The following is a 23,924-nucleotide window of genomic DNA, read 5'->3' on the forward strand; positions in this document are numbered from 1 at the left end:
AAAATGTCGGAACAAGTAGCTAAGTTTTATCAGTTATATGATGAAGATTCACGATTTGAGCGTCCATCTCGAGCGGTAGAGTATATTACGACTATACATATTGTAGATACATGGTTATCCCAGTTACCTCCAGTATCGTCTATTTTAGATAGTGGAGCAGGAAGTGGAGCATATGCGATTCATTATGCAAAACAAGGACATCAAGTAAAAGCGATCGATATTACCCCTAAGCATATACAACAGATTCAAGCCAAATCGTTACCACTAGAACTTAATTATTCTTTACAAGCTGAAATTGGAAATGCTACTACATTATCTACAATAGCTACTGAATCGCTGGATATGGTACTTTGTCTAGGGCCGTATTACCATCTTACTTCTGCTGAGGATCGAGCATCTTGTCTATCTGAAAGTATGCGTGTATTGCGTCCAGGAGGCATATTGATTGTTGCTTATATTAATAAATATTCGATTGTGCCTATGTTAGCTGTCAAAGAGCAAGGTTATTTACGTTCTTCTGTGATTGACAAAGTATTGCAAGAAGGTGTGTTTTACGATGGAGCAGAAGACAGCTTTTGGACAGACTTGTATGTAACATCACCTGAACAAATGGAGCAGGATATACTAGCCGCCAATGCTCAGATTGTTGACCATGCTGGCGCAGACGGAGTCACTCATACGATAGACGGTTCTATAGATCATCTTGAAGAAAGTATGTATCAGACATGGTTAGATTATCATCTCCGTACTTGTCGAGAACGTAGCATATTAGGCTTGAGCACACATGGAATTATTGTAGGACGCAAATCAAAATAGATTAATTTAAAAATAAAATAATATATCTGTAAAGCTAGCTATCTCAAGGGATACTAGCTTTTTTATATACCAATAATGATATATGAATTATCAATACATGTTTGCTTATCTATAGACAAGGGTAAAGAATACGAGAAGCTGTTGTAACAATAGTAATATACTAACTAATTGTTATGATTTAGCTTTTAGTATTTATTTTTAGCATCCAGTTAGAATTTGGATGTGTAGCAGTTTTTATAAATACAAATAAATTCTTTTATAAATTTTCTAACCTGAATTAAACAACAAATACTATTCAAAAATGTATGTTAATGGATTAATAACGATATAACGTACACCAAGGAGGATATTACAATGACATTAGTACAATCGAAATACGCACATTGGAATAAACAATTTATCGCTGGAGAATGGGTAGAAGGTTCTTCAGATAAAATGATGCAAAATAAAAATCCTTATACAGGAGAAATATTAGTAGAGTGGCGTTCATCGGATGAGAATGATCTGGATAAATCGTACAAAACTGCACAAACAGAAGGTAAAAAGTGGTCTAAAATGCCACTTGCTGCTCGTGCTAAAGTAATGCGTGAAGCGATGATGCAAATGAATGAGCGTAAAGAAGAAATTGTAGACTTGCTTATCGCTGAATCAGGCAGTACACGTGTCAAAGCAGAACGTGAATGGATGACAACAGTACGCATTTTGGAAGAATCTTCTTCATTCCCATATCGTATCAAAGGGGAACTGATTGGTTCTGATATTCCAGGTAAAGAAAATCGTGTTGTTCGTGAAGCAAAAGGTGTTATTGGTGTCATCGGGCCCTGGAATTTCCCGTTACATTTATGTATGCGTTCTGTAGCACCTGCATTAGCAGTAGGTAACGGTGTTGTAATTAAGCCAGCTTCTGATACACCGATTACAGCAGGATTACTCATTGCTGATATTTTTGAAAAAGCAGGCTTGCCTAAAGGAGTACTCAGTGTTGTAAGTGGTAGCGGTAGCGAAATTGGAGACGCTTTTGTTAAGCATCCGATCCCTAAACTAATTTCCTTTACAGGTTCTACCGAAGTAGGACGCGGTATTGGTAAATTAGCAGGTGAACATCTGAAAGATGTCGCTTTAGAACTTGGTGGAGACAATGCGATGATCGTATTGGATGATGCTGATATCGATAAAGCTGTAGAAGCAGCAGTCTACGGAAAGTTTTTCCATCAAGGACAAATCTGTATGGCACTGAATCGTATCGTTATTGATAATGCTATCTACGATACATTTGTAGAGAAATTCACCAATACAGTAAAAGGTCTAAAATTCGGCGATCCTGCTGATGCCAAAACATTAGTAGGCCCATTGATTCATGAAAAAGAAGTAGACCGTCTACTTGAAGTTATCGAAAATGCGCAAAAAGAAGGCGCAACATTGTTATACGGTGGTAAAAGTAAAGGGAGTGTACTTGAACCAACTGTTCTGAGTGAAGTATCTCCAGAAAATTCAGCAGCACAACATGAATTATTCGGTCCGGTTGCTTTACTGATTCGTGCGAAAGACGAAGCAGATGCGATTCGCATAGTAAATAGCAGTGAATACGGATTAAGTGGTTCTGTATTTACATCGAACTTGGAGCGTGGTTATCGTGTGGCTCAAGAAGTAGAAAGTGGTATGATTCATGTAAATGATCAACCTGTAAACGATGAAGCACATGTTATGTTCGGGGGCGAGAAATCTTCTGGTCTAGGACGCTTTGGTGGAGAATGGGCTATTGAGAAATTTACTCGTACACGCTGGATCAGTATTCAGCACGAATACCGCGAATTTCCTAATATTTAATAAAAAGCGATAATATTTATTATTTTTTTATATAAAATTAAAAAAATCGTATGATATAAGCCAAGCTGCTTTATGATTCCTTAGGGATCGTAAAGCAGTTTTTTTGTACAAAGATATGTTAAAGAATAGATATATTTTATTCAAAAAAAATGATAATCGTAGTTTGAAAAATAGGAAATGCGGTTATTAATTCTTACCGGAAGATTTACCATAATCTTATTATAGCTTCTGTCATTGGTAACGATGCTTCTGGTGAATTGAGAAGGAGTTGAGCAGGCATGTCAATAGATCGTTTTATACTCCGTAAATTAAACCGTGAAGCCGATGAGCATACTCGTACCAATTTACTACGCTTATTTGTTATTCGTATTCGGAGTGCAGAAAAGCAAGAAGCAGGCAGAAATAAACAGTATATCAGCTAACATGATTTTATATGATGTGTAATACTAATCTTTTATTGTAAAGAGTTCTTTTATGTTAAATAGATAATCATTGAGATTTGATGATGCATATAGTATAAAATGACAGTTCACAAAAAAACATCCGTTCTCCTTAAAGGGAGCGGATGTTTTTTATAGTTATCATGGTTGTTTATTTAGCTGTTTGAGCATACTCGGCTTCTAAAACCATTGCTTCTGGTTCTACCCATGATTGAGACCAATCCTGAATACCGCGTATCACAGATTCTAATGCCAATCCTTTTTGAGTTAATTCATATTCAATTCGTACCGGCGTCTCAGGGTATACATGGCGGACAACCATTCCTTCATGCTCTAGATCCTTCAGGCGTTCGGACAAAAGACGACCGCTTACCGGGAGTGATGATTGAATAGAGCAAAAGCGTTGAGGACCACCCATCAGTTGATAAATAATTAAGCCATTCCAACGTTTACTTAAAATCTGCATCCCCTTTTCGAATCGAGGACAAAGCATTGATGTATCCATCTATATCACCTCTTTTAATAAACCTATTATATCACATAATATACATTTGATACAGACTATCACTTCAGTAATTTAATAACTTTAAAGATATTTCTTTTTAAATTACACTAGATTACTTAAAGTTAATTGGGGAACAATTGATTATCAGGCATTTTTGTTGAAAACTATAAAATTGTATGCAAAAAATCGATAACGCCTATAGAACATAATCTGTTCATAAGTATTACCGATTTGATGATAGACAAGTACGTCATTTATGTAAGTAGAGAGTAGCATCAGACAGAAAGGGCCGTACGGAGTCTTCCCGTTGTTAGGCCCATCGTAATGTCTATAAAGAAGTAGGAAAAGCACTTACATTTTAGTATAAAGATAAAGCTAGAGTGTCACTTTCACGATAAGTATGCAAAATCGCTTCAGAACCTACAACTTCAATACTAATAACAGTATCTAGACACGTTTTAATCATTTTTTTACCATTTACAATTTTGTGTTCAATCGTTCTGCGTAATAGTCTTAACAGCTTGGACATTGGTTGTGTATTCTCGGCGTTAAAGTAAACCGGAACCATCTTGTTCTCTAAAAGAATTGTCGTTTTCACTATTAATCACCTCGTTTATTGTTATAAGTAATTTGATTTCAAAAGTTGATATGTGTTAGCCTTTCGACTAACTTGACTTTATTGTAATCACCTTTCCTTAAAGAAAACTTAAAATTACATGATTTTCACCTAAAACCTGAGCATTAATTTTAAAGTGAGACACATAATGTTCATGAAGCTACATTAAAATCTACATACCATATTACTTATAATAATCATATATGGGTAAAAATGGAATATATTTCGTGAAACAATTGACAAAATTAAGCCTATAGTGCTACATTGGAATAGGTACTAAGAACCTGTATTGTATAATTTACTACATCATTGCCCTTTATATAGTTACAAAAGCTCACATGTCAGTATTGAAGGGAGAAGATGGACCTACATGTTAACTTTGAACTCTTCCAAAGAAACTATGATAACGTTGACAGACAAAGAACTGTTCTTTTTAGGCAATGTGCTTGGATTTGATCAGATCATGGGAATGGATAATCCGTTACAAGATAGTACAGTCGAAGAATTGGCTGATATATGGAAGCAAGCAAGTACATCTCTTGTACAAAAAGGATGTTTAACGATAGATAATCAAAATGAAATATCGCTTCACCCGCCAGATGCTTATTTACAAGGGAAATTCGTAGGCACTTACAAGCGTGGCTGTTGTATCCGTTACTTTTATGCTACAGATACGACTAATAAAGTTCGTGAAGGAAATAGCTATTTTACTCATGAGACAGTAGTCGATATTAAGCAAGCTTCTGCTTTGCCGGGAAGTTACACTTTAACAGAACTCGGAAGTCTGAACAAAGCATGTACATTATTGTTACGACGAATGAAACTAAGTAATAATGCTATTGGAGAAATGCCTGCTTTAACTTTTTCCAAACATTGGTTTGATCAGTATTTTCATCATGGAGAACATATTCATTTAGAGAAGATTACAACAGAATTGACGCAAATGACAGGTGATTCAGAAGGTTCACGTATTTTTGCCAAAGTGTTGCATAACTATAGTTTGCGTGCTGAAATTCAATTTTCTCAATGGGAAGAAGATAATTGGCAACGTCAAGGAGCGGTATTGTTAGCCGATCAGAATACAAATTGGATCGTTCGAATGAGTAATCAAGATGATGAAGATTGGGTAATTGCTGTTCCTGTAGATAAAAAGCAATTACGACGTATGTTACTTGATTGGGTGCAACAACCTGATCCTTCTTAAATTAAAAATCGACAATATAAAACCGAGCAGAATTGTGCTGTTCGGTTTTATATTGTCGATTTTGCTAAATAAATAAAAAAAAGTGATTCCATCCCTGTCTATATTGGGTAAATTGTTGAAGCACACGGTAGAATGCCTGTGTATACATATTTTATTCAAAAGGGGTGGAGCAAATGATGGAATCTACAATCAATATACATCGCTTTGCAGGAAAAACAGCGTTGGTTACCGGAGCAGGTTCTGGCATTGGTAAAGCGACGGCTCTTAAATTCGTAGCTGAAGGAGCGAATGTGATCTTATGTGATCTATCGCTTGAACGTATACGTGAAACAGAAGCAGAAGCAAATGCGATTCGTCCTGATGCAGCATTGGCTTTTGAGATGGATATTGCAAATGAAGAACAGGTAAAACATGCTATTCAAACAGGAGCCGAGCATTTTACCGGTCTGGATATTGTTTTCGCTAATGCAGGTATTAACGGAGTTCTTGCCCCAATAGATGAAATTAAATTTGAAGATTGGCAGCGTACAATCAATACGAATTTGGGTGGTACTTTCCTTACCATCAAGTATGCGCTTCCTTTCTTAAAAGAGCATGGTGGCGGAAGTATTGTGATCACCAGTTCGATTAATGGTAACACGACATTTGCAAGCTTCGGTATGTCAGCATACAGTACTTCCAAAGCAGGGCAAGTTGCTTTTGCCAAAATGGCAGCTCTTGAACTGGCTAAATTTAAAGTACGTGTCAATGTAATCTGTCCGGGAGCGATCTCTACAAATATCGATCAAAGTACAGAAGTAAATGAGCTGGTACGAAATATAGCGATTCCTATCGAATTCCCACATGGTCGTCAACCGCTAGCTGGACAATCCGGTTCAGCAGATAATGTAGCAGATCTGGTCACATTCTTATCTTCTCCAGAAGCGGCTCATATTACAGGAGCACAGATTACGATTGATGGAGCCGAATCTCTATTGTGTTAATCTATTGCTGACTATCTAATTATAAAGATCAAATGATGGTATCATATCAAGAAGCTCTGTTATAGGAGCTTCTTTTGTTATATTATCATGTCATTCTATCGATCGCTGTGAATTAAATAGGTATAACGAAGATGATATATACAAACATTATAACAAAGAGGTGACTATCCTATGTTATCGTGGTTAGCAGAACAGAAAATCAATGAAGCTATACAACAAGGAGAATTTGATGATCTGGAAGGTAAAGGAAAACCGTTAGCACTGGAAGATTTATCTCATGTGCCTGAAGAATTAAGAGCGGCTTATAAAGTTATGAAAAATGCAGGTATTATTCCAGAGGAGTTACAATTGCGACAAGAGATGTTGACGTTAACCGATCTGATTGCAGCTTGTGAACATGCAGGTGAACGACAAGCGTTACATCGCAAATTGGATGAAAAAACGTTACGTTTACAACTGATTACTAGCCAGCGTGGATTACAAGAAAATGCTTCTTATCACCGCTATGAGAATCAAATTCGTAAGCGATTAACTTAACATCATCCTAGATATCTAAATAGAAATGATCAATCATATATCTACTATTTTAATGCTATTATCTTCATGATAGAACTGACTTGAATAGAAGAGTTTAAATCATTTTGTGCTAACCATCATTTTGATAAAAGTAGAACAAATAGTGCTTATATCGTCAGGCGCTTATAGAAAGGAATTATGTTTTGACTGAATTATTGAATTTGCCTGTAGATGCGTTGATTCCTGATTTGAAAATATACTTAGAGCAACAAGGAGTAGCCGTAGTCACAGCAGAACCCGGAGCAGGGAAAACGACTCGTATTCCTATCGCTTTATTACATGAACCGTGGTTACAAGGAAAGCGGATCATCATGTTAGAACCGCGGCGGGTAGCCGCTATTTCTGCGGCACGTTTTATGGCAGCTTCCTTAGAAGAGCAAGTAGGCGAAACGGTAGGTTATCGGGTAGCGCTGGATAGCAAAGTAAGTCAGAATACAGTGATCGAAGTCGTTACTGAAGGGATTTTGACAGCGATGTTGCAGCATGATCCTTCATTAGAACAAATTGGTTTGATTATTTTTGATGAATTTCATGAGCGGAATCTGCATGCTGATCTAGGGCTTGCTCTAACGATAGAGAGCAGGTCTATTTTGCGTGAAGATTTAAGAGTGATAGTGATGTCAGCTACAATGGATCCTAAGCCTGTAGCTCATTTATTAGGAGATGCTCCTATACTGTCTAGTGCAGGTCGAACTTATCCTGTGCATACGTATTATGTACAGGGTGAATCGATTTTTAAAATGTATCAACGTCCTTATTCCGATTGGGCGAAAAAAGTAGCTAATACTATCCAAGAAGCATTACAACAACATGAAGGTGATATTTTAGTCTTTTTGCCTGGTATACGTGAGATTCGAGCTGTACAGCGAGAATGTAGATCATCTATCGACTCGATCAATAATTCTACCGAATTGCTGATTCTGCATGGTGGTATGACTTCATCCGAGCAAGATCAAGTGATTATTCCTTCTGCAAAAAAGATGCGTAAAGTAGTATTAGCTACTTCATTGGCTGAATCAAGTATTACAATTACAGGGATTCGGATTGTAATTGATAGTGGTCTAACCCGTATTCCTGTCTTTTCCGCTCGTACAGGGATGGAGCATCTAGCTACAGAACGTGTATCACAAGATAGTGCAGATCAGCGTAGAGGTAGAGCAGGGCGCACAGAAGCAGGTATATGTTATCGACTGTGGAGTGAAGAAGAACAATCTTATTTAGCAACTACTCGTTCACCAGAGATTGTCCAAAGTGATCTAACATCTATGGCTTTGCATATTGCTGTCTGGGGAACTGATATAAAAGAATTAAGCTGGTTGGATCAGCCACCGCAAGCTGCTTATGAGCAAGCTTGTCAGTTGCTTATTGATTTGGAAGCATTAGACGAGCAGAAAGGCATTACAGCGCATGGACGCGAATTGTCAAAACTACGTGTACATCCCCGTCTCGCTCATATGATTGTACATGCTATTCCTTTAGGCATGGTTCAACAAGCTTGTGATCTTGCGGCATTGTTGCAAGAACGTGATCTGTTATCTTCTCATGAAGCAGGTGCAGATATGGAGCATCGGGTACAGGCTCTTCAGGGTCATTCTTCTTATCAAGTAGATCCTAGAGCTATTCAGCGTATCAAAGAATGGAGTCGGCGTTTTGAACAACAGTCACGTCTGATTCAAGGGTATAATACTCCTAGCTCAATTGATCCTGATCTTTCCACATCCAATACAGGGATGTTGTTATCGTTAGCTTATCCTGATCGTATCGCCAAAAATCGTGGTAATGGTACATTTCTATTACGTATAGGGCGTGGGGCTTCATTTGCTTCTTCTGCACATCGTTCTGACTATCTGACAACAGCTTCTTATATTGTAGCAGCACAATTAGATGATACAGGAACAGATAGTGTGATTCGACTAGCGGCTGAAGTGAGTGAATCACAACTTCGTCGAATACATGCCAATCATATTCAATCTGTACACCAAGTTGATTATGATGAAGAACGTGAATCAATATCTGCACGAATCGATACTTATCTAGGCGCAATCTTATTGCAATCGGTATCTGATCCTAAGCCTTCCGCTGAACAGATTCAATTAGCTATAATACATGCGATTCGTTATAAAGGTCTGGATAGCTTGAACTGGACCAAAGCTGCCATACAATGGAGAGAACGGATTTCTTTTATGCATCAGCTTGATCCTGATTATCCTGCAATGGATGATAGCACTTTATTAGCAGAAATGGATGAATGGTTACTTCCTTATATAGAAGGAATCCGTCGCTTTAATGAACTAAAAAAATTAAATCTAACAGAATTATTGCTACATCGCTTATCCTGGGAACAACGACAAGCCATAGATAGACTAGCGCCGACACATATCGAAGTGCCTAGCGGATCACGTATTGCTGTGAACTATACTGATCCAAAGCGCCCGTTTATCGCTGTTAGATTACAGGAGCTATTTGGATGTATGACTACACCGATGATTGGTCATCATATTCCTTTGACGATACATTTATTATCTCCAGCAGGACGACCGGTACAGGTTACTAATGATTTGATCAGCTTTTGGCAACATGCTTATTTTGAGATTAAAAAAGACTTAAAAGGTAGATATCCCAAACATTATTGGCCAGATAATCCGTTAACAGCGGAACCTACACATCGTGTGAAACCTCGCCAATCTTAAATGCTAAGTGTCTAACTACAAAAATATTGATTTGTCAATACATTTTTTCTGATCCCGATTGAAGGTATCTAAGGACGGGTAATAACTTCACAGACAACCTTATAATAGTAAGTTAAAGAAGGTTCATACTCGGGAGGTAATTACAAATGGATAAGAAAATTGTAGGTGTATTTAATACAGAACAAGAAGCTTCCAATTCGATTGAACAATTAAAAAGTCAGGGCTTTTCTTCAGAAGAAATCTCTGTTATTACTAAAGATCGCGAAGAGTTACGCAATATTACAGAAGAAACAGATACCAAAGCACCTGAAGGCGTAGCAACAGGAGCAACAACAGGTGGCGTGCTTGGAGGAACAGCAGGATTGTTAGCAGGTCTTGGAGCATTAGCGATTCCTGGTATCGGCCCAATTCTAGCAGCAGGTCCAATTGCAGCAACGATTACTGGTGCCGCTGTTGGAGCAGGCGCAGGCGGTCTTTTAGGTGGTTTGATCGGTATGGGTATTCCAGAAGATGAAGCTACAGAGTACCAAGATTATGTAAATAACGGTAAAATTCTTGTGTTAGTAGAAGATGACGATCGTTATGATAATGTATACGGTGTATTCCGTAATAACCGTACATTGAATGAAACACGTTACCGTGCAAAAGAAACGAGTACAACTACTCAAGCGCAACCTGAGACACGTACTACCGAAGATCCTAATGCATCCAAAGTGCACAAAGGTGTCGATAAAGATAGCCTAAATGATGATAGTCAGGGATCAGACAACAAATTAACTTCGTATTCTAATGGCGGTTACGGCGTATAATCGATAATAAATTATCTAAATAGATAGACAGCAGAGAAGCTTATCTTTGGTCAAATTATTGACTGGAGGTAAGCTTTTCGTCATTATTCTACTGGATTCGCTAATGAATTTCCCAAAAAAATGTGCATTAGGTTATAAATGCCCTGTTAGATTATCGTTAGAAGAGGTATACTGACAGTGAAAGGGTATGTATTATGTTCCCTTTACTATATGAATGAGGAGGTTATAATCATGGACGTACAGGATAAACTGACTCAGCCTACATCTGGTTCTGCAAAGGACAAAAAGAGAAATCGTCGTAAATGGATCAACAAATTACGCAACGAACTTCGTCTTCCAGGTGCACCGTCACCATCACCCAAAAATGAATCACAGCGTATGCCAACACCAACAATGTCTAATACAGCAAGCTGGGGTTGTGGGTCACGATTGACTTCATAAGACAGACTTATGAAGAAGTATTGAATATTCCTTCAGGAGTACATTATGACAAAAAAACCTAGATTAAGAGAAATCGAGATTCTGCGTGGTATGGCTTTTGCCGCTGTCGTGCTTCAGCATTCGATTGCTCATTTTTCTGTAGTCCCAGAATTGAAAATGGAGGATGGGGCTCGGCTTACTCTTTTGCTATTAGCGGCCAAATTTGCAGTACCGGCCTTTATTTTCATCACAGGGCTGGTGCTTTTTTATAACTATGAAGGCAAAATCAATTATGTATCGTTTGTACGTAAACGGTTTAAAGATATTATTGTGCCTTATCTGTTATGGTCTGTTATCTATTCGTTTATGGTAGGCATTTATAACCATCCCTTCTGGGAATCGATAACTACAATGATTCGCTTTTGGCTTACTGGCAAATCAAGTTACCATTTATGGTATATTGTGATGATTATTCCGATGTATTTATTGTTTCCACCTTTACGTATAGCTGTCAGAAAAATAGTGAAATGGGTCAATGGTCAACGAAAACGTGCATGGTTACTGATCATCGGATTGATTGCTGGATATGAGCTTATTTTATTCGCAAGACCTTTGATTACGGATACCGCAACATCGTTGCATATTCCAGTAATTAGTGCCTATTTTACAACCTATGCTGATCGTAATGTGATCTATTATTTATTTTATTTTCTATTAGGTGCCTTGGCTGGATTACATATAAATGTGTTCCTGGATATCCTAAAACGGGTTAAATTTCCTGTGATAGTGATATGCGGGTTGTTTGCGGTGTATTATACAGGGCTCGTTTTAGGGCATTTTCCTCCAGAAGCTCCATTTGGTAGACGTTTTATAGCATTAACATTATTACAACCAGCGATGGGATTGTTTTTGATTGCTTTTCTAGCGTTGATCTATATTGTAGCTTTGAGTATTCAATCTAATGGTGGTACGTATCATCGACAATTATGGATCACATTGAGTCGTTACTCATATGGTGGTTATTTAGCTCATGCTTTAATGTTGAGAATCAGTTATATCATTGAAGAATCATTATTAGCAGGAATGAATATTACGATTAGAATGTTATTGGTATGGATTATTACACTTGTGTTATCGGTACTGGTAACCTATATGATCTCGCATATTCCTTATGGACACTGGTTAACAGGGATGTCGTTACGTAAAAAGAGTGAAGTTAAAATATAATCATAAAAAAAGCAGACATCGGTCTACAATCGATGTTTGCTTTTTTCTGTATATCTAATATAGGATATACGCCAAAACGTAGATTTTTCAAGGGTTTAGATCACCAAAGTTGAAACTGATAGTTGATCCAGTTTATAGTATAAACACGGAATGAATATTCATTCCGCTCTTATTAAGGTAATAATTAAGACAGGGATTATGTAAAAATATGATGATGAATTTTAAAAAGTATAGAACATGCATATAACGAATACGGAAGGGGTGAAGTCAATGGAAGCTACATTAAACAAACAAGATTTAATTTTATCGGCGGCTCTTTCTTTATTTGCTGATCGTGGATTTGATGGCACCACAGTGCCTATGATTGCAGAAGCTGCCAAAGTTGGAGCAGGGACGATTTATCGTTATTTTGAAAATAAAGAAGCGCTGGTGAATACACTGTTCGAGCAAGGTACATTGGCATTAACAGAAGCTACCGTAGGTCAATTGTATCAAGAAGGCGACGATGTTCGAACACAGTTCAGGCATTTTTTTTATGGAATGGTTACCTTTGCCAAGCAAGATATTAACGGACTGCACTTTCTGGTTACTCATGCACAGGGATGGTATTTAACTCTAGAAAATAAACAATTATTTGAACAGTTACAAAAAGGATTATATGCCTTTTGTGATTATGGAATCGAACAAAAAATGATTCGTTCTATGTCATCACCTGTATTAATAGCAATTGTATTTGGAGCTTTCAAAGAATTGTATAATGCCGTTCGTCTAGGAGGCGTCGTATTATCCGCAGAATTGATAGAGCAAGTGGAAGAATGTTGTTGGAACGCTATTGAATATAAGAAATAAGGAGGAATCATTAATGACAACCTATACTGATATTCCGCAACCGAAAAAAGAAGGTTCACTTGGCAATTTACACTTACTTGATGCAGAGACACCGTTACAGTCTATTATCAAATTATCTTATGAATACGGACCGATTTTTCGTATGGAATTGCCAGGAAGAGAACAGATTTATCTTTCCGGCCATCGGTTAGTACAAGAAGCTTGTGACGAATCTCGATTTGATAAAAATATATGGACTCCGCTTCAAAATGTGCGTCCATTCACAGGAGATGGATTATTCACAAGCTGGACACATGAACCTAATTGGAAAAAAGCTCATCACATCTTACTTCCTAGCTTTAGTCAACGGGCTATGCAAGGATATCAGAACATGATGGTAGATATTGCGACTCAACTGGTACAGAAATGGGCGCGTTTGAATCCTAATGAAAGTGTCAACGTTCCTGAAGATATGACTCGATTGACACTGGATACGATTGGATTATGTGGATTCAATTATCGCTTTAATAGCTTTTACCGCGATCAACCTCATCCTTTCATTGTAAGTATGAGCCGTGCTCTTGAAGAAGCGATGGGTCAATTGCAAAATGTAGACAGTCAAGATAACTTAACGATAGATCGTAAGCAACAGCACAAGGAAGATATTGAACACATGTTTGCTACCGTAGATCAAATGATTGCAGAGCGTCGTGCAGGAATAACAGAAGGTACAGACGATCTGCTATCTCATATGCTTAATGGTAAAGATCCAGAGACAGGTGAAACATTAGACGATGAAAATATTCGTTATCAAATGATCACTTTTCTGATTGCCGGGCATGAGACAACAAGCGGACTGTTATCGTTTGCTATTTACTATTTGCTCAAAAATAAAGATAAATTGCAAAAAGCATATGAAGAAGTAGATCGCATACTCGTTGATCCAGTGCCGTCGTATAAACAAGTGCGACAATTGGATTATGTGCGTATGATTTTGAATGAAGCTTTGCGTCTATGGCCAACAGCACCTGCATTTTCTCTATATGCTAAAGAAGATACGGTATTAGGTGGTCAATATCATTTGAATAAAGGCGATGCAGTCAGTGTATTGATTCCTAAGTTACACCGTGATACAGAAGCATGGGGCGAAGATGTAGAAGAATTCCGTCCTGAACGTTTTGAAGATGATAGTCAAGTACCTCATCATGCCTACAAACCGTTTGGAAATGGACAACGTGCATGTATCGGGCAACAATTTGCTATGCATGAAGCTACTATGGTACTGGGTATGGTATTGAAGCATTTTGAATTAATAGATCATACTGATTACCAGCTCAAAATCAAAGAATCTTTAACACTCAAGCCAGAACATTTCACCATGCAAGTCAAAGTACGTAAAAGTCCGACAGCTGTGGCAGTTATGGAAAAAGCCAAACCAGAACAAGAAAAAGCTCAAAAAATCGAAGCCGATCCTCAATTAGCAGGTCATCATACACCACTACTGGTCTTATACGGTTCTAATCTAGGTACCGCAGAAGGCATAGCACGTGAATTAGCAGAAACCGGTCATTATCTAGGGTTCCGTAGTGAAGTGGCTACACTGGATAATTACGCAGCCAAACTTCCAACTGAAGGCGCGGTGCTGATCGTCTCTGCTTCGTATAATGGTAATCCACCGGATAATGCGAAGTACTTTGTAGATTGGTTGCAAGAAGCAGAAGCAGGCGAATTACAAGGTGTGAAATATGCAGTGTTTGGCTGTGGAGATCATAACTGGGCAAGTACGTATCAGAAAATCCCGCATTTGATTGATCAACGATTGGCTGAACTTGGAGCAGGGCGTATCTATGAAGCAGGTGAAGGCGATGCCAGTGATGATTTTGAAAAGCAATTAGATGATTGGAAAGAGAAGCTATGGCCGCAATTGATGGGTGCTTTTGACTTGAATTATAGCGGTGGAGAAAAGAAAGAGCATAGCAATCTATCCGTCAGTTTTGTAAGTGGGATGGTAGGTACACCGCTTGCAGAGACATATGATGCTTTTCATTCGGAAATTCTAGAAAATCGTGAACTACAGTATCATGATAGTGGGCGCAGTACACGCCATATAGAACTGTCTTTACCTGCTGAAGCAACGTATCATGAAGGCGATCATCTAGGAATATTACCGCAGAATCCAGCCAGTCTGATCAAGCGAGTAACAGAACGTTTTCATTTGAAATTATCAGATCATTTATTGCTAAAAGGCAGTGGACGCAGTGCAGCTCACTTACCGTTAGAACGTCCTGTAAGCTTACCGGACTTGCTAGGACACAGCGTAGAATTACAAGATGCAGCCACACGCGCACAGATTCGAGAAGTTGCTGCTTATACCGTATGTCCTCCACATCGCAAAGAATTAGAAGCTTTATTAGATGAAGAAACCTATAAAACAGAAGTGCTTGCTAAGCGAATTACGATGTTAGATTTGATTGAAAAGTATGAAGCTTGCGAAATTCCATTTGATCGTTTCTTAGAATTGTTACCACCACTCAAACCACGTTACTATTCAATCTCTAGTTCACCCAAAGCGTATCCTGATCGAATTAGTATTACAGTCAGTGTAGTACGCGGGGTAGCACGTAGTGGTCAGGGAGAATACCGTGGTATCGCTTCTAATTACCTTGCCGAGCAATCGATCGGATCATCTGTTGTGATGTTTATTCGTAGACCACAATCAGGATTCCAATTACCGGACGATCCAGCTACACCTATTATTATGGTAGGACCTGGAACAGGTATCGCTCCTTTCCGCGGCTTTTTGCAAGCAAGAGAAGCGTTACAACAAGAAGGTAATACACTCGGTCAAGCTCACTTGTACTTTGGTTGCCGTCATCCCGAACATGACTTTTTGTATCGAGAAGAGTTAGAACAATATGCAAGTGAGGGCATTGTCACATTGCATACTGCATTTTCTCGTGAAAAAGAAGAAGTGAAAGTATATGTTCAACATCAAATGAAAAAAGATAGTCATTTATTAATCGAACTGATCGATCAAGGTGCTCATTTCTATATCTGTGGGGATGGAACCAAAATGGCTCCTGATGTAGAACAGACATTATGTGAAGCTTATCAAGAAGTGCATAAAGTGAATCAAGAACAATCTGTCCAATGGCTAGACCAATTACTAAGTAAAGGTCAATATGCCAAAGATGTATGGACAGGAATCTAAAAAAGAGTATTATCATCCTTTGTAAATCACACCTTCAATATTCATATCAGCTTATTCTTAGACAAGTTGAAGTGAATAATTGAAGGTGTTTTTTCATTTTTTATGTGGGGTGTTCAATCAACGATATATCATGATTAAACATATAGATTTTACAAATATAATTTCAGACTATAAGATTATTTAAATATATGAAAAATTCATAATAATTAACTGATAACATATCTGAGCAAATAGAAGACATTGATAATAGTTCTATCATTACATAACGAAAAATAGGAAGAAACAGGATAAGAACGATTGAAAATAGGCGGAAATAAACAGGAAGAAGAATAGAATAGCAAAACGTGAAATAGTACTCCAATAACCATTTTTATAATTATTTCAACATATGAAAAATTCATAATAGGAAAATCAAAAATCTCGTATCAACCGCGACAGCTAAAATCACAAAATCATCAAAGACACAAATCACAAATATATGACTATCCATTCTGCTTGTATTACAGTTGTTATTGACTTTACTTATGTCATTACAGACTGCTTAACTTTTCAAACCAGTGAAAATTTCATATAATAGAACATGGACAGATGTTCTGATGGGTTAACCCTTTGGATAACGGGTCACATACCAGTATGCAGAAGGGGGACGAGGAAATGGCATTTATGATCGCACAACGAGCCTTTATCAAATTATATCTAATTTCTATGGTTGAAGAACATCATGGGTATGGATATGAGATGCTAGAAGAGATGAAAGCACGATTTGAGTCGTTTGGTTATTCTCCTCCACAGAGCGAAATTTATCGGGCCTTGCACGAATTGGTGCATGATGGTGTGCTTTACCGAACCAAGCAATTGAAAGGGAATGATCCCAAAGTAGATTTTCAAGAGATTGTTATCTATCACTTTACCGATGATGGACATGAGAAAGCGAATCTCTACAAAAAACAAGTTAAAGTGGATCTCGATCGTTGTATTGGTATGCTCACCAAAGCCGCCACAGACAATTATAAATAAAGTCCTAAAAGGATTGATCTGCAAGAAACGAAGCAACCTCCTTGCCGGAAAGTTAAAATCATTTAATTTAAAACGAAGGGAAGGAATACAATCATGACTGAACGTAAATTAAAGTGGGGCATTATGAGCACCGCCGGGATTGCTGTAAGCGCCGTCATCCCTTCTATTCATGAATCACTACGTAATGAGACACTCGCTATCGCAAGTCGCTCTCTAGAACTGGCGCAAGTGGTTGCAGAGCAATGTAATATTCCAAGAGCATATGGTAGTTATGAAGAATTATTAGCAGATCCTGATATTGATGCAGTCTATATCCCATTGCCGAACCATTTGCACAAAGAATGGACGATCAAGTCTGCCGAAGCCGGCAAGCATGTATTATGCGAAAAGCCTGCGGCACTAGATGCACAGGAAGCGGCTGAAATGGTAGATGTCTGTCGCAAGTCAGGCGTGCTATTTGCTGAAGGATTTATGTATCGTTATCATCCCAAGCATGCACGTGTGCGGGATATTATTGAATCAGGCGAAATAGGAACAATTCGTTCGATGCATGGACGATTCACATCTAACAATGCTGAAGATATTGATAATGTGCGCTATCGTCGTGAAATGGGTGGCGGTTCGTTATACGATCTGGGTGTCTATCCCGTATCTGCTGCGCGTATGTACTTTGGATCAGAACCTGTCGCAGTAACGGTTCAAGGTTTCTTTTCTGCCAAGCATGATCATGTCGATATGATGGCTTCCGGTCTGATTGAATTTCCCGGATCAGCGGCGTTAACATTTGAATGTGGAATGTGGGCGTACCCTAGCTGTGCTCTAGAAATTGTAGGTACCAAAGGACGGATCAAATTACCTTATGCTTTTGGACGCAATGATAGCGAAGGCGAGCCTCAAGTGATGATCTATACCGATGAAGGTAAACGCGAAGAAAATGTACAGGTAGCGAATCATTTCGCTCTTCAAGTCGATGCGTTCGCGGCGGCTGTCATCGATGGCACACCATTGCCTTACAGCCCTGAAGATGCTATTCGCAATACAAAAGTAATCGCGGCATGCCTAGAATCTGCTAAACGCGGAGAAAAAATCCGTTTGGTTTAGCGTTTGGAAGTATAAACGCGAATTCTTCTAATGAAAAAGTGATTTTCGCCAAGCAAACTATCTTACATCTTACAATAAGAAAAGGGGAATTTGTTCATGTCTAATCTTACCAGCGCTTCTGAACAATCGTATCAAGGAGAACCTGCTATTGTATTGACGTATGCTAAGCAAGAAGCGATTGTATTACCAGAGATTGGAGCCAATCTTATTGCTTATCGTGATCATGAAAAAGGATATCGCTTTTTGCGTGAACCCAAAGAAAATGAGATGGATGCTTTTCGTGCGAATCCAGGGGTAAATGGGATTCCCGTTCTTTTCCCGCCGAATCGCTATGAAGATGGAACATTTACATGGAATGGCAAAACATATACTTTCCCGATCAATGAAGTAGAAACACATAATCATTTGCATGGATTTTTGCATACCATTCCTTGGAATGTGGATGTGTACGAAGCTAATGAACAATCCAGTTCTGTATTGCTGAGTGTAAGTGTAGATGAACACCATGAAGTATACAAATATTTCCCACATCAATTTACAGTGAAGTTGAAATATACATTGTCTGTCGATGGATTGTTGCAACAAATACAAATCCGTAATGACGGCGCAGAAGATATGCCAGTGATGCTTGCTTTCCATACCGCGTTAAATGCTCCTTTTGCGACAGATAGTTCGTCAGAAGATATGTCATTTAAAGCGACTATTGGTAAGCGTTATCAGATGACAGAGCGTATGTTACCAACTGGCGAATTCCAACCATTGTCAGCATGGGAAGAACAGTTCCAGACAGATGGCGCGAATCCTTCTGGGGAAGAAGCAGACAATCACTATACAGCTGTACCTCAGCGTGGACGTAACTTTACCGAAATTACAGATACACGTCTGGGTGTAACATTAGTCTATGATGTAGGAACAGCATATAAGCACTGGATGATCTGGAACAATATTGCGTGTGGTGAATTTATCTGCCCTGAGCCACAGACTAATCTGGTGAATGCACCTAATGTAGATCTACCTGATGATGAAAAAGGATTATACCGTCTACAACAAGGTGAAATCTGGGAAGAAAGTTCTCGTTTGTATACTATTCAGAAGTAACAGATATAGAAGTGTTGTGTTAAGTGAACTTGAACATAATATCAAAAACGCTATCGATAGATTGATAGCGTTTTTTTATGCTTTTTTACAGCGTTTTATAAATTTACATTGCGTTGATATTAGTGAGGTTTAGAATTCACAAATGATCGGTATATTGAATATGGTTGTTGATACATATATTTTCTAATTGATAAAAAAGGGGATTTGTACAAAATGAAACAAACGATGAAAAAAATGATTACGATTGCGGCGCTTGCTGGAATCACATTGACAGGTGGAGTATCGCAGACTGCACTTGCTCAGGATGATGGCATGACCGCTTTGAATCAACCGGCTAAAGTAAAAAATGTTATTTTCTTAATTGGTGATGGTATGGGGCCTTCTTATATGACTGCTTACCGTTACTTTAAAGATAACCCTGCAACAAAAACAGTTGAAAAAACAGCTTTTGATGCTTATCTTGTAGGGGCACAGACTACATATCCTGAAGATGATGCAGAAAATATTACCGATTCGGCTTCAGCTGCAACAGCAATGTCAGGCGGAGTCAAAACATACAATGCTGCAATCGCAGTAGATAACGACAAATCCAACGTCAAAACGGTGTTGGAACAAGCGAAAGAAAACGGTAAGTCTACCGGGCTTGTAGCAACTTCGGAGATCACGCATGCGACTCCAGCGGCTTTTGGTGCTCATGATCCGAGTCGTAAAAATATGGCTGGAATCGCTGATGATTATTTTGATGAAATGATCAATGGTAAGCATAAAGTTGATGTACTGCTAGGTGGAGGAAAAGACTATTTTGTACGTAAAGACCGTAATCTAACGGAAGAGTTCAAAAAAGCGGGCTATTCTTATGTAACAGATCGCAATGGCTTGTTGAACAATAATACCACTCAATTGCTAGGATTGTTCGCTCCAGGTGGATTGGACAAAGCGATTGATCGCACGAACAAAACACCTTCATTAGAAGAAATGACCAATGCAGCGATCAAACGTCTGGATCAAAATGATAAAGGGTTCTTCTTAATGGTAGAAGGCAGTCAGATCGACTGGGCAGGTCATGATAATGATGTGGTTGGCGCAATGAGCGAAATGGGCGATTTCGAAAAAGCGTACAAAGCAGCAATCGACTTTGCTAAAAAAGATGGTGAAACATTAGTCGTAGCAACAGCAGATCACTCTACAGGCGGAATGACATTAGGTGCTGGTGGCGAATATAATTTTAAAGTAGAATCGTTAAAAGCAGCTAAACGTACACCTGACTTTATGGCGAATGAAATCGCGAAAGGTGCCAATGTAAAAAGCACACTAAGAAAATATATCTCTATCCCGTTAACAGCAGCAGAGATTCAATCTGTACAAAAAGCAGCTGTGAAAAAAGATGTAACTACTATCGATAATGCGATCGAGAAGATTTTTGATACGCGTTCCTTTACAGGCTGGACAACAGGCGGACATACAGGTGAAGATGTTCCTGTATATGCTTTTGGACCACAAAAAGAAAGATTTGCTGGCTTAATCGATAATACAGATAACGCTAAAATTATCTTTTCTTTATTAAAACAATAATCATTGAACATGAATACATGAATGAACAAGCTCTCTTCTTACCTTGCAGACGTAATAGTCGAAGGTAGGGACAGGGCTTGTTTTTTTGCTTTTGATAGATCATGTTGAAGTAATTTAGATATCTAAATGAAGTAAATGAAACGAAAAATTCTAAATCGTAATTATTTTGTTTAAATAGGTTGACAAGAGGAATAGCATAGGAGTAAAGTTATTCAGGTGGTATTCGTAAAAATTACGATAAGAACGGAAACAATGAAAGGAGCGCTATATCTTGTTATTAGCTTCGATGCAAGACGTTATCTTTGGATATGATCGTGAACCGGTAGTTAATCGATTATCGATGGAAATATATAGTAATGAATTTTTGGCGTTAAGCGGCCCCAATGGTGCTGCCAAAACCACTTCACTCAAATTATTGTTAGGCATATTAAAACCCTGGAGTGGACAAGTACAGATTAAGCGCAATGAAAAAGGATCCAAACCTGTAATCGGTTATGTACCTCAGCAGGTATCTTCATTTAATAGTGGATTTCCTAGTACAGTCTATGAACTGGTTCGTTCCGGTTGTCATATGAATCTAGGATTATTTCGACGCTTTGGCCCTCAGCAAGCTCAATTGGTTCAATCATCACTAGAAGCGGTAGGCATGTGGGAATTGCGTGATCGTAAAATAGGAGAATTATCTGGCGGACAAAAGCAACGTGTCTGTATCGCTCGTGCACTCGCTCAAGAACCCGATGTTTTGATTCTGGATGAACCGACAACAGGGATGGATCTCGAAAGCCGTAAAGGATTTTATGAATTGATGCGTCATCATGTGCAAAAACATGGACGTACTGTAGTGATGGTAACACACGGATTAGAAGAAGCAGAGCCGTATTTGGATCGTATTATTCGTTTGGAGAGAGAGGAGGGTGGAGGATGGGCATGTTTGACTACGAGTTCATGCAGCGCGCGTTTTGGGCCGGAGGAATGATTGCTGTTATCGCTCCACTGCTCGGCGTTTACCTTGTTTTACGCAGACAGGTATTAATGGCTGATACGCTTTCTCACGTATCTTTGGCAGGCGTAGCGATAGGTGCTGTACTTGGTTTCAACCCATCAATTGGTGGATTTATTATCGCTTTATTAGGCTCATTGATTATCGAACGATTAAGACGTAATTTTCGTGGATATGGAGAAGTATCTGTTGCTGTGATTATGACAGGTGGTCTAGCACTGGCATTGGTATTAATGAGTATGAGCTCATCGTTAACCCGTAGCTTTAGTTCTTATCTCTTTGGTTCGATTGTAGCCGTCAGCACCACGCAACTATGGATTATAGGCACTGTCTTTGCACTTGTTATTATTTACTGGGTGAGTATGAGACGTCCATTATATAACCTAACATTTGATGAAGAAACTGCACAGATCGGTGGTACTCATGTACGCTGGTTATCACAGACATTTGCTGTATTAACAGGAATGACCGTAGCAGCAGCGATGCCGATTGTAGGCGTGTTGTTAGTATCTGCTTTGATGGCTTTACCGGCTGCTCTAGCGCTTCGATTTGCCAAAGGATTTACATCTGCACTTATTATTGCTGTAGCGATTGGTCTGATCGGCATGTTCGGAGGATTAACGACTTCGTATTATGTGAATACCCCTCCAGGTGCTACAGTAGCGCTATTACTGCTTACGTTCTTATTAGTAGGTATGGGGATTCAACGTATCTATTATCGCTTGAATCGTAACAACAGTGATGGATATACACCTGATATTGATAGTCGCCGATTCTGGCAACGGCAAAATCGTAGTGAGCAAAATAGCAAAGTGAAAACACAAGTGTTGAATAAACGATAAATCCTATCAACACATATCATATATAAATAAAGAGGAATCAGGAAAGGTGAGTGATTACACATGAATATGAAAAAAAAGAGTTGGATCAAACTTCCTTTAATCGCTTTGTTAAGTATGAGTACGTTGCTGGCAGCTTGTGGTAATAATTCCGATTCAGCATCATCAACAGCAGGTACGAGTAGTTCTACCGCAAGTGGAGATAAGTTACATATCGTGACTAGCTTTTATCCAATGCAAGAATTCACTTCCAAAGTTGCCGGTGATCTAGCCGATGTACAGGTGTTAGTTCCTGCAGGTACAGAACCTCATGATTGGGAACCTACTGCTCAAGATATCGCTAAAATGACCGATGCTGATATGCTCGTATATAACGGTGGTGGCGTAGAGTCATGGATCGATCAAGTGAAAGATACATTAGGAGACAGTGGTCCCAAATTAGTCGATGCAAGTAACGGGATTCAACTGATGGCAAGTACAGAAGAAGAACATGAAGGCGAAGAAGCAGGTCATGAAGAAGAACACGCTACTGAAGAAGGTCATGATCATGGAGAATTTGATCCGCATGTGTGGTTGTCTCCTATCCAGGCACAGACTGAAGTACGTAATATCGAAACCGCTTTGACTGCACTGGATCCTAACCATGCAGCCGATTATAAAAAGAATGCAGATGCGTATATTGCAGAACTGCAAAAGTTAGATGCTGAATACAAAGCAGGTCTATCTAACGTAAAACGCAAAGACTTTATTACGCAACATGCTGCTTTTGCTTATTTGGCTCATGATTACGGTCTGACTCAAGTACCGATTGCAGGTCTATCCCCTGAACAAGAACCATCCGCTGAAGCAATGGCCAAAATCGTAGATTTTGCTAAACAAAATAATGTAAAAACGATTTTCTTTGAAACATTGGTTTCTTCTAATGTAGCCAAAACAATTGCAGATGAAGTCGGTGCCAAAACGGCTGTACTGAATCCATTAGAAGGCTTAACAAGTGAAGAAACGTCTGCTGGTGAAAATTACATCTCAGTCATGCGTACTAACTTAGCAGCGCTTGAAAAAGCTTTAAATGAATAATAACGTATGTATACGTTAATGTTTGCGTTGCGTTTATCATTATATATCTAATCTTAAAGACAGTTTCT

At 38.7% G+C, this 23,924-nt stretch carries 21 protein-coding genes; 19 read left to right on the top strand and 2 right to left on the bottom strand.

Annotation, left to right across the window (positions count from 1 at the left end; translation table 11 throughout):
* Positions 1 to 3: 3 nt before the first annotated feature.
* The 3 genes from PQ456_RS09450 (at position 4) to PQ456_RS09460 (ending at position 3,065) form a co-directional block, all read left to right on the top strand.
* Positions 4 to 816, top strand: coding sequence for a class I SAM-dependent methyltransferase (locus PQ456_RS09450; RefSeq protein WP_273615883.1), 813 nt, complete (start codon positions 4 to 6; stop codon positions 814 to 816).
* 354 nt (positions 817 to 1,170) lie between these two features.
* Positions 1,171 to 2,643 carry an aldehyde dehydrogenase family protein gene (locus PQ456_RS09455; protein WP_273615884.1) on the top strand — a complete coding sequence of 491 codons (1,473 nt, stop codon included), beginning with the start codon at positions 1,171 to 1,173 and terminating at the stop codon, positions 2,641 to 2,643.
* Between the two features lie 278 nt (positions 2,644 to 2,921).
* A complete protein-coding gene (locus PQ456_RS09460; RefSeq protein WP_273615885.1) occupies positions 2,922 to 3,065 on the top strand; it encodes a hypothetical protein in 144 nt (47 codons plus the stop codon).
* A gap of 169 nt (positions 3,066 to 3,234) precedes the next feature.
* On the opposite strand, the gene PQ456_RS09465 is transcribed toward PQ456_RS09460, so the two are convergent.
* Together PQ456_RS09465 and PQ456_RS09470 are read right to left on the bottom strand one after the other, a co-directional pair.
* Positions 3,235 to 3,588 carry a winged helix-turn-helix transcriptional regulator gene (locus tag PQ456_RS09465; RefSeq protein ID WP_204824452.1) on the bottom strand — a complete coding sequence of 118 codons (354 nt, stop codon included), beginning with the start codon at positions 3,586 to 3,588 and terminating at the stop codon, positions 3,235 to 3,237.
* 358 nt (positions 3,589 to 3,946) lie between these two features.
* Entirely contained in the window at positions 3,947 to 4,186 is a 240-nt protein-coding gene (locus PQ456_RS09470; RefSeq protein ID WP_204824451.1) for a hypothetical protein, read from the bottom strand.
* A 388-nt stretch (positions 4,187 to 4,574) separates the two neighbouring features.
* On the opposite strand from PQ456_RS09470, the gene PQ456_RS09475 reads away from it, so the two are divergent.
* The 16 genes from PQ456_RS09475 to PQ456_RS09550 all read left to right on the top strand — a co-directional run bounded on the left by PQ456_RS09475 (position 4,575) and on the right by PQ456_RS09550 (position 23,856).
* Positions 4,575 to 5,408: a hypothetical protein gene (locus PQ456_RS09475; RefSeq protein ID WP_273615886.1), complete on the top strand. Its 834-nt coding sequence runs from the start codon at positions 4,575 to 4,577 to the stop codon at positions 5,406 to 5,408.
* A gap of 176 nt (positions 5,409 to 5,584) precedes the next feature.
* The gene (locus tag PQ456_RS09480; protein ID WP_273616290.1) at positions 5,585 to 6,391 is read left to right on the top strand and encodes an SDR family oxidoreductase; all 807 of its coding nucleotides are present in this window, start codon (positions 5,585 to 5,587) and stop codon (positions 6,389 to 6,391) included.
* A 171-nt stretch (positions 6,392 to 6,562) separates the two neighbouring features.
* Positions 6,563 to 6,928: a DnaJ family domain-containing protein gene (locus PQ456_RS09485; protein ID WP_273615887.1), complete on the top strand. Its 366-nt coding sequence runs from the start codon at positions 6,563 to 6,565 to the stop codon at positions 6,926 to 6,928.
* A gap of 182 nt (positions 6,929 to 7,110) precedes the next feature.
* On the top strand, positions 7,111 to 9,657 hold the full coding sequence (gene hrpB / locus PQ456_RS09490; RefSeq protein WP_273615888.1) for an ATP-dependent helicase HrpB: 2,547 nt from the start codon (positions 7,111 to 7,113) through the stop codon (positions 9,655 to 9,657).
* Between the two features lie 146 nt (positions 9,658 to 9,803).
* The gene (locus PQ456_RS09495; protein ID WP_273615889.1) at positions 9,804 to 10,466 is read left to right on the top strand and encodes a general stress protein; all 663 of its coding nucleotides are present in this window, start codon (positions 9,804 to 9,806) and stop codon (positions 10,464 to 10,466) included.
* 231 nt (positions 10,467 to 10,697) lie between these two features.
* Positions 10,698 to 10,907 (top strand): hypothetical protein, encoded by a 210-nt coding sequence (locus PQ456_RS09500; protein WP_204824447.1) that lies wholly within the window; start codon positions 10,698 to 10,700, stop codon positions 10,905 to 10,907.
* A gap of 45 nt (positions 10,908 to 10,952) precedes the next feature.
* Positions 10,953 to 12,113 carry an acyltransferase gene (locus PQ456_RS09505; RefSeq protein ID WP_273615890.1) on the top strand — a complete coding sequence of 387 codons (1,161 nt, stop codon included), beginning with the start codon at positions 10,953 to 10,955 and terminating at the stop codon, positions 12,111 to 12,113.
* Between the two features lie 270 nt (positions 12,114 to 12,383).
* Positions 12,384 to 12,962 (top strand): TetR/AcrR family transcriptional regulator, encoded by a 579-nt coding sequence (locus tag PQ456_RS09510; protein WP_273615891.1) that lies wholly within the window; start codon positions 12,384 to 12,386, stop codon positions 12,960 to 12,962.
* Positions 12,963 to 12,975: 13 nt separating this feature from the next.
* Positions 12,976 to 16,152 carry a bifunctional cytochrome P450/NADPH--P450 reductase gene (locus PQ456_RS09515; protein ID WP_273615892.1) on the top strand — a complete coding sequence of 1,059 codons (3,177 nt, stop codon included), beginning with the start codon at positions 12,976 to 12,978 and terminating at the stop codon, positions 16,150 to 16,152.
* Positions 16,153 to 16,806: 654 nt separating this feature from the next.
* Entirely contained in the window at positions 16,807 to 17,169 is a 363-nt protein-coding gene (locus PQ456_RS09520) for a replication termination protein (protein WP_069325894.1), read from the top strand.
* Positions 17,170 to 17,262: 93 nt separating this feature from the next.
* Positions 17,263 to 18,270: a Gfo/Idh/MocA family protein gene (locus tag PQ456_RS09525; protein ID WP_204824443.1), complete on the top strand. Its 1,008-nt coding sequence runs from the start codon at positions 17,263 to 17,265 to the stop codon at positions 18,268 to 18,270.
* 96 nt (positions 18,271 to 18,366) lie between these two features.
* Entirely contained in the window at positions 18,367 to 19,368 is a 1,002-nt protein-coding gene (locus PQ456_RS09530) for an aldose 1-epimerase (protein WP_273615893.1), read from the top strand.
* A 213-nt stretch (positions 19,369 to 19,581) separates the two neighbouring features.
* A complete protein-coding gene (locus tag PQ456_RS09535) occupies positions 19,582 to 20,940 on the top strand; it encodes an alkaline phosphatase (RefSeq protein ID WP_273615894.1) in 1,359 nt (452 codons plus the stop codon).
* 271 nt (positions 20,941 to 21,211) lie between these two features.
* On the top strand, positions 21,212 to 21,916 hold the full coding sequence (locus PQ456_RS09540; RefSeq protein ID WP_273615895.1) for a metal ABC transporter ATP-binding protein: 705 nt from the start codon (positions 21,212 to 21,214) through the stop codon (positions 21,914 to 21,916).
* A complete protein-coding gene (locus PQ456_RS09545) occupies positions 21,862 to 22,782 on the top strand; it encodes a metal ABC transporter permease (protein WP_273615896.1) in 921 nt (306 codons plus the stop codon). Before PQ456_RS09540 ends, PQ456_RS09545 begins: the two co-directional genes overlap by 55 nt.
* Before the next feature lie 60 nt (positions 22,783 to 22,842).
* A complete protein-coding gene (locus tag PQ456_RS09550) occupies positions 22,843 to 23,856 on the top strand; it encodes a metal ABC transporter substrate-binding protein (RefSeq protein WP_273615897.1) in 1,014 nt (337 codons plus the stop codon).
* Positions 23,857 to 23,924: the final 68 nt, after the last annotated feature.

Source organism: Paenibacillus kyungheensis (assembly GCF_028606985.1).
GTDB lineage: Bacteria > Bacillota > Bacilli > Paenibacillales > Paenibacillaceae > Saccharibacillus > Saccharibacillus kyungheensis.